Origin of the sequence: Lysinibacillus sp. KCTC 33748, from assembly GCF_002237755.1 — a bacterium.
GTDB lineage: Bacteria > Bacillota > Bacilli > Bacillales_A > Planococcaceae > Lysinibacillus.
On the sequence record NZ_MWSJ01000003.1, the window covers coordinates 341,373 to 352,892 of the forward strand.

Genomic DNA, 11,520 nt, shown 5'->3' on the forward strand with positions numbered 1-11,520 from the left:
TAGTGTTTTTTTTGTTGTGTCGGCAAATTTTGAAGGACATCGATAAAATAGCATTACTTGATTGAGTAATGCTTCGGGAGGGAATAAAATGACATTGTTACGTTCTTGGCATGTCAAAATTATGATGGCATGTATTGTTGCATTAATTGTTGCGGTAATTGGTACCAAGTTATTTCTTACTTATCCACTGTCAACAAGGGGGATCTATCTATTTGGTATATATTCAATGTCAACAATTGGTATACTTGCTCTTATTGTGCTACCAATCACGCTGATTTTAGCTGGAAGACGCTTTGCTCCAGCGCCATTGAATAATTTCACTACGTGGGTTGTTATCATGATGATTGGTATTTGCATCTTACATTGGATAGATCAAGATGATAATGGATTTTTGATGACGCTTGTCACGCTTGATTTTGTATTTATGCGGCTGCTCCATCACGACACTGTACGAGAGTATATGATTGCTAATGATTTTACGTTTTTTAGCTATATCGTGCGCATTATGCTTGGGGTATTATATGGTGTTTTGTTGGATGCATTCAGCTATTTCTTCAAAAAGATAATGAAACGATAAGTTTTCTTAAACAGCAGAAGACTGCCTTTAAGGCAGTCTTCTCGCAGTAATACGCACACTGTAGTAAGAGCATTGAGTGGGGGGGTTCATAGAAGCGAAGTGTTAGTCTGTCTTAAATCGACTAAGGCTAAAGGGTGATAAATCCTGTATGCTTTTTCCGTTTAGCGTTAAATCTGCTAGTACTTCACCCACTGCACTACTGAATTTAAAACCATGTCCTGAGAAGCCCGCTGCAATGATAATATTTCGATTCTCAGGTAAAAAATCAATAATGAAATCCTCATCTGGTGTCATCGAATATTTACATGTTTTGCCGAATTTCAACGCACCGTGCTGAGGCATAAAACAATTGATAAAATTTTGTAAATCTATTGCATCCTGTTCGTCGAATGGACGTAGCGGATCATTTGGATTGACTGCCTCACCGCCATCATGTCTGCCAAGCTTTAGGCCTGCTCCATCGATACTTGGAAAACCATAGTACATAGAATCAGTAAATTCAAAACAATAGGCTGGGAAAATTTCTTCATGATAAAGCTGCTCATCAGCCTGAAACCATGCAAATGTTTTTCGCGTCGGTGTTACAGGGATGGTGATGTCCATTGTTTGTAGTAACTCAGTTGCCCAAGCACCAGCAGTTACAATTAAATGTTTAGCTTCGTAAATATTATTCAACGTTTGGACACGGACAATTTCTCCAGCTTTGATGTTCTTCACTTTTTCATTTGTATGTAAGGTTGCTCCTGCCTCAATAGCTAATTTTTTATAAGCGCTAATGCAGGCTTCTACACGGAGGACACCGGCAGTAGGCTCAAAGCAAGCAACAAAGTTTTCTGGTAATGATAATCCAGGCCATTTTTCCATTGCCTCAGCCGCAGAATACTGCTCTAATGTTAAATCATAGAGCCTAGCACTTGTTTTCACATTTTGAATAAATGGATGGGTCTCTTCACCGACATTCATTACCCCTGTTTGTAAAAATAAAGTTTCACCCGTTAACGTTTCAAGCTCTTTCCATAATTCACCTGCTCTTTTGACAAAAGGGACATAGCTAGCGCCTTCACCATACGCAAAGCGAATAATTCTCGTTTCCCCATGATGACTACCTTCCTCATGTGGAGGATTAAAGGCATCAAGCATCAAGACATTTTTTCCTGCTTTCGCTAAATGATAACCAGCTGCCATCCCCATCGATCCTGCACCAATAATAATTGCGTCGTAAATCATATTAATCCCTACTTTTTTGCTCAAGTATAACAAAATAAAAGGAGGTAGGACAGAAATTTCAGAAAATATTTTAAATTTCTTTAAGCCTACCACCGATTCTGGACGCAATTATGCCGAGGCATAATTGAGAGTAGAAAATGCACAATCTCACTAGGAGGTTGTGCATTTGAATAAAAGTCTTAAAAGCTATTTCGCGCTTGGTAATATTTTATTTAACAATATGGCTACTATAGCAGCTGTTGCTATTGGAGAGCCGAATAAATATTGAACGGTTGTTGGTAATGAATATAAGAAATCTTTCGGAAGTAATGTAAGGGCTAATGTTAAAATCACTGGTACTGCGATTACATACATTTCCTTTTCACCAATGTTTTCATTTTTCATTATTTGTAAACCACTGATGGCAATAATGCCACAAACGATCACGAATACACCACCGATAACTGCTGAAGGAATTGCAGAAATAAGAGCAGCTAGTTTACCAGAGAAGCCGAATAAAATAAACCAAAAACCTGCAGCAATAAAAACACGGCGACTTGCGATACCTGTAATCGATATCACACCTGCATTTGTTGAATAGCCAGTAACAGGAGTTGAGCCTAGTAATGATGCAATGAAACAACCAATTCCTTCGCCGATAACTCCACGATTAATTTGTTTATCAGTTAATGGCTGATCAATAACGTTACTCACTGCAAACCATGTACCTGTAGTTTCTGCCATTAACACGATATAAATAATCACCATCGTAATGATAGCTGAAAAATTAAACGTAAAGCCGAAATCTGTAAATGGAATTTGAGGCATACTAAACCATTTTGCTTGTGACACTGCTGATAAATCTAAAACACCCATAATATTTGCGGCAATACAACCTGCGATTAAAGCGATAATTACTGAAGCGATACGAAATACGCGACCTTTTTTATTAAAGACAGAGCCTAGCATAACACAAAGGATTAGAACGCTAGCAGAAATAAGAGCTAAATAGATGTTTTGGTTAATAGATGCGCCTGCCGCATTAAAAATGTTATTACTTAAACCTACAGGCATTAATGAAAGACCTACTACAAAAATAATTGTCCCACCGACAATTGGTGGAATGAATGTTTTCACGATTTTATTGAATATACCTGTAACACCTAAAATAATTACTAAGATGGCGCCGACTAAACTTGCTCCTAGCACAGTACTCCAACCGAGATCTCCACTACCACTCGCTGCATAAATACCTACAATTGCACCGATTGGAACATATGAAGGACCTTGTGCTATCGGTAACTTCATGCAAAAGTGAGTTTGAATAATTGTTGCAATTCCTGCAGCAATGAAAGTCGATTGAATTAATGCGCTTGATTGTCCTGATTGTAAACCGATTAACATGGCAATTAAGAATGGCACTACGTAGACGTCCATCGCCATGACGTGCTGTAAACCGAGTAGAGCTGATTGACCAAATGATACCTTCTCATCTGGTAAAACTGTTAACTGCTGATTTTTTATTTTGTCGATTGCTAATTTGTTATGTTGCGTTTCCACTTAGATGTACACCTCAAAGTTGTAAATTTAGAATTTTATTTATGCTCTAGCGTGAACCTTATTTCCTTGTACCCAAACTTCACGGATGTTTTCAGGGCGCACAAGATACATAATTTTTTGGAAAATATCCTGTAAATCTTCCTTATCATCAAAAATAGGAAGTTTTGCAGAAGGTAACCTAGTATCGATAATTTGTACATCCCACGTGTAGCTTTCTTGTAATCGACCAATTGGTAGGCTTAAGCTTTCTCCGCCACCTGCTGTTGCTAAATAAAATGCTTCATTAATCGTAATACGTGAATTTGGGACACCACGTTTTTCAGCAGAAAGAGTTGTATCGACGCCGTCTTCTAGCATTCTAGATGACATGACTGCTTGTCTAGCATTATCGTATAGGCTAGGGGAGAAACCGCCAGAAATATCTGACCCTAATCCGATATCAACGCCTTTTGCACGGAAGCGGGCAATTGGAATGACACTATTTGCAAAATAAGCATTGGAAATTGGACAATGCCCAATCGCTGTGCCTGTTTCAGCAAATAGTTGTACATCATCATCATTTAAAAAATTACTATGCGCCATGACAGATTTATCGCCTAATAGACCAAAATCATTTAAGGCAAAGGCGTCATTTTTCTTAAATCGTTCCTTTACATAGCCATGCTCCCAATCGCTTTCACTACAATGTGACTGGATATGTGTATCGTATTTAGCAGCTAATTCTCCCAAGCCTTTTAGTGCATCGTATGTACAGCTTGGAATAAAGCGTGGTGTGACAACTGGATAAACACCTTGTTTCGTTGATTTGGCTAATTCCTTCACAGCTACAATAAATTCTTCTGTATCTTTGAGTGCAGTTTGAGTATTTGCATCTCGGTAATAGTCTGGATTTTGTTCTGGATCATCCATTACAACTTTGCCGACTAGACCTCGTTGACCTTTATCAGCACAAATTTTCGCTAATAGTAGGCTTGCTTCTTTATGGACAGTTGCAAAATAGAGTGATGTAGTAGTTCCGTTTGCAAGTAGAGTACTTACTAAATCGTCATAGACCTCTTGTGCAAACTCTAAATCGGAGAATTTAGATTCAATAGGGAAGGTGTATGTGTTCAGCCAATCATAAAGTGGAATATCTAATGCAGTTCCAGCCTGTGCCCATTGTGGTGCATGTATATGCAAATCGACAAAGCCAGGTAAGAAATATTGTCCATCGGCTAATTGATGGAAATTTTCTTGATGTTGATATGTAGTTAGTAGATTATGATAGTCTGCATGCTCAGGAGATACTGTTTTCGCAATCATCCCGTCAGCATTAATGAAGAATAAATAATCCTTTAAAATTTGTACTTCAGTAGGAGACTTACTAGAAAAAGCTGTCCCTTTAAAAATTAACGTATATTCATTCATAAAATCCACCTTAATGTTCGTTTATTGTTGAATTCAAGGATTATTATAGGTCGTTAAATCTGTTTTGTCTATAAAAAAGCGAATATTGATAGATTTATTTAAGGTTTTTAAACGGAGCTCACTATTTTTTTACAGCATTTATAAGCATTGAGATGGATTATCGGCAAAATTGGGATTGAATTTTTTTACAAATGAAAAACTACACAAAAATTGTTATTGTACAAATTTTGTGTAGTTCAAACTTCTAAAAAATAATTGTTATGAAATTGAATCATTGATGATGTTAATAAAAGTATTAAAGGTCGAAGAGGTATTTGGTTCATTTTTTCTTGTGCAAAGATAAATAGGACGCTGAATATCGATGTCTTTTATAAAAACTCGTGCTACTTCCTGTCGTTGAATAAAGTTAGAAGCCGCTATGGACGGAGCTAACATCGTACCATATCCAGCTGCAATGGCGTGAATGGATTCGTTGATGCCGTCTAGTTGTAGCCCTACTCGTGGTGGTGGGATTTTATGAACTTTACATAAAGCGTTTAAATATTCTTTCGTAGAGCTACCATCTTCTCGTGAAACAAATGGCTGCCGCATTAATTCCGCTAATGTCACTTTCTGATCTGCCAGCGGATGACCATAGGGGACGATAAACCAATAATCGAGATTCATGAGAAATTGATAATTAATATCTGGATGATGGCCATCCTCTTTTACGATAAAAGCTATATCAACCTTATAGTGAAGCAATTCTTCAATAACCTGCTGGGAGTTAGCCGTTTTTATATGGATATGAGTAGTCGGATAGGCTTGTTTATATTTTGCAAGCCATTTCGGTAGTAAAAAATGGGACGGAACATGGGTAGAAGCAATTTGTAATTCTTCATTACCTGTGTTTTTTAATTGCCCCAACTTATTTTCGATATCCATTTCTAAATCAAATAACCGTCGTGCCTGTTTAAATAAATATTCTCCGTTTGGTGTTAAGGTAATTCCTCGACCTTTAGATTCTAAAAGGGTTAGGCCAAGTTCTTTTTCTAAATTTCTCATTTGAATGGTAACGGCAGGTTGACTAATCATTAGAGCTTGCGCGGCCTTCGAAACACTATTGAGCTCGGCAACTTTTGTGAATAATCTAAGAGCATGTAAATTCATTATGTATCCCACCTTATATAAGAATTTTTTATCCTTTTATATAAATTATATATTAGATTTATTAATTTTCACTCTGTATCCTTTTAATTACAAGAAGTTTTTAGGGGGTGGGGACAATATGAATCGACAGCACATCGGGATTTTATTTGGTGGGGTGCTATTACTTGTAGTGGCTATGGGGATTAGCCGGTTTGCATTCACACCAATTTTGCCTTTTATGCGTCATGATGTCGGGTTTTCGTTTGAAGTTGCAGGATTTTTAGCATCGAGTAATTATATTGGCTATTTCATTGGTGCATTGTGGGCAGGGTTTATTAATCGCCAAAAGAAGGGTTTTTTATTGTTAAGTGTTGTCTTGAATGTCCTTTCTGTTGTTCTTATGGGAATCATTGGAATATATAGTGTTTGGCTTGTGCTTCGCCTAATTGCGGGCATTACAGGGGGACTGGTTTTTGTATTAACATGTAGTATTATTATGGATTATTTAGCAAAGCATTCACTTACAAAATGGTCAGGCTATTTATTTGGCGGTATTGGATTAGGAATTGCTATTTCAGGTTTATTAGTCCCTGCTATTGAAGCGCGTTTTGCTTGGCAAGGTACATGGATTGGCTTAGGGATTTTATCTGCTATTTTTTTAGTGGTGACATATATACTTTGGAGAGGCTTGCATGTACAAGATAGTGTGAAAACTGCTAAATCCTCTGATGCAAAAATGACAACAGGCTTTATGCCATGGTTAATTGTCGCATATGGTTTTGAGGGATTAGGTTATATTATTACAGGTACTTTTTTAGTCGATATCATTCACAATATTCCTTCACTACAAGCATACTCTTCGTATAGCTGGGTCATTGTTGGGGTAGCGGCTATCCCATCAGCACCTGTTTGGACTGTATTATTAGAAAAATTTTCTGCCATCAAAATTTTGTTTGTTGCCTATGTATTGCAAGTAGCGGGCATTTTGTTGCCAGTATTTTCACAAACAGTATGGAGCGTATTATTATCGTCATTTTTATTTGGCTTAACATTTGTAGGCATTGTGACGTTAACGACTTCTTACGCACGTCAGCTATTCCCAACGCAAAGCGGTCCAGTCGTATCATTATTAACAACGTTCTATGCTTTTGGTCAAATTATCGGACCAATCATCGCGGGCCAGCTTGTGGCGGTTTATAGTAATTATAAAGCAGCGCTTGTCTTTGCAGGAGTCATTGTATTTTTTGCATTAATTATCATGTTATGTGGAAGATGGATCACAGTTAAACGACAGGTCTCTTTAGACAATGCATTACCTATCAAAACTCAATCTAACCCTTAAATAATAAAAGCCAGAAATTCCGTTGGGAATTTCTGGCTTTTATTTTTACTTAAAGATGGCGTGCCTCAATCTAAATGATATAAAAAAATAAAATAAAAGTCTATAACTTTTTGGGTATATATGAAAAAATAGTAATGTGCACAAGGGACGTAACGTTACGATTCTATACAGAGATGAGGGAATTATATGGCAAGAACAGTACCGACAGAAGAAGCGATTAAACGCTGGAATCAACATGCAGAAAGGTTTACAGTAAACTACGATGAACATGGTGGCATACACCGTGAAGTATTATTAAATCCAGCCATTTTTTCATTATTAGAAGAGGTGGAAGGAAAAAGGCTTCTAGATGCAGGGTGCGGAGAAGGCTATTTAAGTAGAATACTTGCTCAAAAAGGGGCTATTGTCACAGCAGTTGATTATTCAGAAAAGATGCTAGAAATTGCTAGAGAAAGAACGTATGAGGAAGTTCCGATACAATATAAACATGGAAATTGCGAAAAACTAGATTTTTTAGTAGACGAACAGTTTGATTGTATTGTTTCCAATATGGTCCTTCAAGATTTAGAGGATTATAAGGCGGCTTTGAGTGAAATGTATCGCCTTTTAAAACCTAATAGTACTTTCATCTTTTCTATTCTTCACCCGTGCTTTGTTACACCGAATAGTGGATGGATAAGAAATGAACGGCTTGATCAACAGTATTGGAAGGTTCAGCGTTATTTTTATGAAGGAGTATACGATCAAAAGCTTCCGCTAGATTCCGATGAAAAAATTGTATTTTATCACCGTACATTAACGAGCTATATGAAAGCAATTATTCAAGCAGGCTTTTCTATAGAGGACGTTATCGAACCGATGCCTTCAAAAGAGATGCTAATAAAGTATCCACAATTCGAGGAAGATTTGCATTGTGCAGATTTTATCGTATTTAAATTAAGAAAATAAAGGAGGGGAGCATGTGCGTATATTTCATGTGAGTGAGGAAAGCGATATTACAATATTCCATCCCCGATTACCTGATCGACTAGATTTAGATCCAGAGAAAGGGCTAGTATGGGCAATTAACGATACATGTTTGCCTAATTTTTTAACCCCTAGAAATTGTCCACGAGTTTGCTATCATAGTGGTGCCGATACAACCGAACAGGATAAAAGAGCCTATATAGCATCAGCATCATGTTCACATGTTGTCGTAATTGAAAGCAAATGGTTTGAGACGATGAAAAATACGAAACTTTACTTATATGAGTTTGATAGTAATGGATTTACGCTGCAAGATCAAAATGCTGGTTATTATACGAGTGAAACAACACAATATCCTATAGCTAAATTTGAACTAGAAAATTTATTTGAGGAAATGTTTAAACGTAATGTTGAATTACGGATAGTCGATAACCTGTGGAACATCTATGATGAAATTCAAAAAACAACCTTGAATTGGTCGATGTGCAGAATGCGATTTGCACTACCAAGAAAATAATTAACCAAGCCTCGTATACGCTACTATCGCGTGTACGAGGTCTTGTTTAACTTAGACAGTAATAGTTTGTACGAATGGGGTACTCGTAATGTCAATTAATTTACTATCTTTATATGTAAATATATATTCATAGTTGGCTGTTTCATCTAGCATTTTTGGTAAGTAATGTTTTAAATCGGCTATTCCTACATTTTCGGGATGAAAAATCCACGATAAATCTTTCCAATCTAAAATGCCCTCCGCGACTTTAATCGGTGTCACATATGGATAAGATTCTGGCAATTCAGCAATAAAAGCATACATACAGCCAAAGTCGGTTGTTCCATCCGTCCATGATATTTTCCCTTTGAATGTAATATCGTTCAGTACGATGCCCGTTTCTTCTTTAATTTCTCGTAATGCACCAGCAAGTGGCGTTTCATTTTTCTCAATCTTTCCGCCAACCCCATTCCAAGCTCCCATCCAATGAGGGAAATCCCTATTTAGCAATAATATTTGGTCACCCTTTTTAAGAAAACAAATTGTAAACTCAACCAAGTCTTTTTCCTCCTTTTTAAATGATAGAATGAATTCATAAAAGAAATTTAGATAATGAAATAGGCACAACCCAGTAAAATGGTTGTCCTACTAATAATAAACAACAGTTTCAAAATATCAATATTACTCTTTAAAAAAAGAATAAAGTAGGGGAAGTAAGGTTTAGCATTGTAATAGATGTTGACAGACTCTTTTAAAGAGCTAAAGTTTTCCTTATACGATATTACTTAAATGAGGTGTGCATATGATTTTAATAAGTGCTTGCTTAGCGGGATTAAAGGTACGATATAACGGAACAGATAGTTTAGATGAAAGAATTCAAAAGCTTGTGTTAGAAAATAAAGCGTTAACCGTATGCCCTGAACTTATGGGAGGTTTTTCGACGCCTCGTGAGCCCGCTGAAATTGTTGGTGGAGATGGTGAAGACGTTCTAGATGGAAAAGCGAGAGTTGTTGAAATATCTGGTCGGGATGTTACGGAGCTTTATTTAAAGGGCGCATATGCAACATTACATAAAGCACTCGAAATAGGTGCAACTAAGGTTGTATTAAAAGAGTATAGTCCATCATGTGGCAGTGCAATGATTTACAATGGTGATTTCAATGGTACAAAATTAGGTGGCGTAGGCGTAACTACTGCATTACTAAGAAGAGATAATATTATTGTTTGTTCTGAAGAAGATTTTTTGGAGTTGTTTTTGCAAACTTAATAGGTAAGAGCGTTGCCTTTAAATGATTGCACTAAATTGAATTGGCGATTTGCACGACCAAGCAAATAATTAACAAGACCTCGTACACGGTACTACCGCGTGTACGAGGTCTTGTTATACTTACTTTTTGTATGGAAACTCTTTCGGAATCGGTCCAAACGCAATCCAATGATATTTAAAATATCTTCCTATTAAAAATACAATAGCCCAAGTGACGAATAGGGCAACAAGAAACCCACCAACACTCCATATATGAAATAAAATACTGTTTCCACTTATAGGAATTTGTCTATAAAGGAAAAGGAAATATGGATGTAATAGATAGATACCAAATGATAGTGTGCCTAAGCTAATTAAGCAATTGACAATCGCTTTATTCCATTTGTTATAAATCCAGAAGGAAAACTGTAATAAGACAATGCTTGCTGTTATAGATTGTAGCTGAAAAACAATTTCAAATACAGTACTGTTAGTTAAATAGGTTTTAGCTGAGAATGCAAAATAATATAAATATACATTATAAAAGGTAGAAAATAGCCATATAATCCAGATAAATAGGATAGCAATATGGAAATCCCCTTTTTTTAGATGGATCCATCTTTTGTATTTTTCAAAATAGATGCCTAAAAATCCACCTGCTAAGAAATAGGCAAAATAAGAAAATGAGATACTTCCTCTATATGGATATTGCCAAAACTCTGCATTTAACAAAATAAAGCCCCATTGAAGGGCAAATCCAATCCAAATGAGATGAGAGGATAGGGCAGGTTTTTTCTTTAAAACATATAGGAATAAAGGGAACATTAAATAGAACTGTACAATAATAAAAATATAGTATAAATGCGTATACGCTTTTCCAATTAAAAGTTTTTCAAGAAATTCCATACTAAATAGTGCATGCCATGTTAATGATAAATCACCCGTCAAAAAAATTTGAATAGCAGCATAATAGAAAATAGAAAAAAAGAGAAAAGGAATGAGAATTTGCGTCACTCTTTTTTTATAAAAACTAACGACCAGCTCTTTTGTTAAGTCCTTTTGTATATAATTATAAAATAAAACAAATCCACTTAAGAAAATAAATACAGGGACAGCAAATTTAGAGGAAATGTTAAAAAATATATAAAGCGGATATAGTTTTGAGTCACTTGGTAAAACCGTAACAGGTGTACTAGTAGCATGGATAATAAGTACAGCTAAAATGGATAATGCACGAGTAATATTTAATTCATGAATATGTGCTCGTTTCATACAATCATCTCCCAAAAAATATTTACATATGATAGTTGTTTTCTCGTCTAAACGGTGTACTGTAAACATTTGTGCTAGGCAGATGTCGGCATACCCATTAGGAAAGAAAGGATCTCTTGGTAAATTGATAACCCAGAGAAGTAAATTTCTTTTATTTTTTGGAATATTATAACACGAACTTGATAGTTATGAATATATTAAAATGAATGCCCCCACTACCTAAGTAGATTGGGGGCATTTTTATTCAACAAGCAAAATTCTCGGTGAGGTTTTGGCGATGATTTTCGTCGATACCCAGCAACCAAGACAGGCTGCCACAA

11 protein-coding genes are annotated in these 11,520 nt (G+C 36.1%); 5 read left to right on the forward strand and 6 right to left on the reverse strand.

The genetic code is table 11. The features are described from left to right. The first annotated feature begins 88 nt into the window (after positions 1-88). Positions 89-577: a hypothetical protein gene (locus tag B1B04_RS07405; RefSeq protein WP_079560824.1), complete on the forward strand. Its 489-nt coding sequence runs from the start codon at positions 89-91 to the stop codon at positions 575-577. A 102-nt stretch (positions 578-679) separates the two neighbouring features. Here B1B04_RS07405 and solA read toward each other — a convergent pair whose 3' ends face one another. The 4 genes from solA to B1B04_RS07425 form a co-directional block, all read right to left on the reverse strand. Continuing rightward, positions 680-1,804, reverse strand: a complete 1,125-nt coding sequence (solA, locus tag B1B04_RS07410) for an N-methyl-L-tryptophan oxidase (RefSeq protein ID WP_079560825.1) — start codon at positions 1,802-1,804, stop codon at positions 680-682. A 186-nt stretch (positions 1,805-1,990) separates the two neighbouring features. After that, positions 1,991-3,343 (reverse strand): uracil-xanthine permease family protein, encoded by a 1,353-nt coding sequence (locus B1B04_RS07415; RefSeq protein ID WP_079560826.1) that lies wholly within the window; start codon positions 3,341-3,343, stop codon positions 1,991-1,993. 39 nt (positions 3,344-3,382) lie between these two features. Next, entirely contained in the window at positions 3,383-4,750 is a 1,368-nt protein-coding gene (gene guaD / locus B1B04_RS07420) for a guanine deaminase (RefSeq protein WP_079560827.1), read from the reverse strand. A 258-nt stretch (positions 4,751-5,008) separates the two neighbouring features. Continuing rightward, entirely contained in the window at positions 5,009-5,899 is an 891-nt protein-coding gene (locus tag B1B04_RS07425; protein WP_079560828.1) for a LysR family transcriptional regulator, read from the reverse strand. 118 nt (positions 5,900-6,017) lie between these two features. Here B1B04_RS07425 and B1B04_RS07430 point away from each other — a divergent pair, with 118 nt between their 5' ends. The 3 genes from B1B04_RS07430 (at position 6,018) to B1B04_RS07440 (ending at position 8,703) form a co-directional block, all read left to right on the forward strand. Continuing rightward, positions 6,018-7,220 carry a YbfB/YjiJ family MFS transporter gene (locus B1B04_RS07430; RefSeq protein WP_079560829.1) on the forward strand — a complete coding sequence of 401 codons (1,203 nt, stop codon included), beginning with the start codon at positions 6,018-6,020 and terminating at the stop codon, positions 7,218-7,220. Positions 7,221-7,406: 186 nt separating this feature from the next. Continuing rightward, a complete protein-coding gene (locus tag B1B04_RS07435) occupies positions 7,407-8,168 on the forward strand; it encodes a class I SAM-dependent methyltransferase (RefSeq protein ID WP_079560830.1) in 762 nt (253 codons plus the stop codon). 13 nt (positions 8,169-8,181) lie between these two features. Then, on the forward strand, positions 8,182-8,703 hold the full coding sequence (locus tag B1B04_RS07440; protein ID WP_079560831.1) for a DUF6886 family protein: 522 nt from the start codon (positions 8,182-8,184) through the stop codon (positions 8,701-8,703). A gap of 51 nt (positions 8,704-8,754) precedes the next feature. Here B1B04_RS07440 and B1B04_RS07445 read toward each other — a convergent pair whose 3' ends face one another. Beyond that, positions 8,755-9,240, reverse strand: coding sequence for an NUDIX hydrolase (locus B1B04_RS07445; RefSeq protein ID WP_079560832.1), 486 nt, complete (start codon positions 9,238-9,240; stop codon positions 8,755-8,757). Between the two features lie 244 nt (positions 9,241-9,484). Here B1B04_RS07445 and B1B04_RS07450 point away from each other — a divergent pair, with 244 nt between their 5' ends. After that, the gene (locus tag B1B04_RS07450) at positions 9,485-9,949 is read left to right on the forward strand and encodes a 2-thiouracil desulfurase family protein (RefSeq protein WP_079560833.1); all 465 of its coding nucleotides are present in this window, start codon (positions 9,485-9,487) and stop codon (positions 9,947-9,949) included. Between the two features lie 120 nt (positions 9,950-10,069). On the opposite strand, the gene B1B04_RS07455 is transcribed toward B1B04_RS07450, so the two are convergent. Continuing rightward, a complete protein-coding gene (locus tag B1B04_RS07455; RefSeq protein WP_079560834.1) occupies positions 10,070-11,200 on the reverse strand; it encodes an acyltransferase in 1,131 nt (376 codons plus the stop codon). Positions 11,201-11,520: the final 320 nt, after the last annotated feature.

Bases quoted from the DNA above. Each gene is read 5' to 3' on its own strand.
- B1B04_RS07405 (WP_079560824.1), top strand. From the start codon at position 89: ATGACATTGTTACGTTCTTGGCATGTCAAAATTATGATGGCATGTATT.
- solA (WP_079560825.1), bottom strand. From the start codon at position 1,804: ATGATTTACGACGCAATTATTATTGGTGCAGGATCGATGGGGATGGCA.
- guaD (WP_079560827.1), bottom strand. From the start codon at position 4,750: ATGAATGAATATACGTTAATTTTTAAAGGGACAGCTTTTTCTAGTAAG.
- B1B04_RS07425 (WP_079560828.1), bottom strand. From the start codon at position 5,899: ATGAATTTACATGCTCTTAGATTATTCACAAAAGTTGCCGAGCTCAAT.
- B1B04_RS07430 (WP_079560829.1), top strand. From the start codon at position 6,018: ATGAATCGACAGCACATCGGGATTTTATTTGGTGGGGTGCTATTACTT.
- B1B04_RS07435 (WP_079560830.1), top strand. From the start codon at position 7,407: ATGGCAAGAACAGTACCGACAGAAGAAGCGATTAAACGCTGGAATCAA.
- B1B04_RS07450 (WP_079560833.1), top strand. From the start codon at position 9,485: ATGATTTTAATAAGTGCTTGCTTAGCGGGATTAAAGGTACGATATAAC.
- B1B04_RS07455 (WP_079560834.1), bottom strand. From the start codon at position 11,200: ATGAAACGAGCACATATTCATGAATTAAATATTACTCGTGCATTATCC.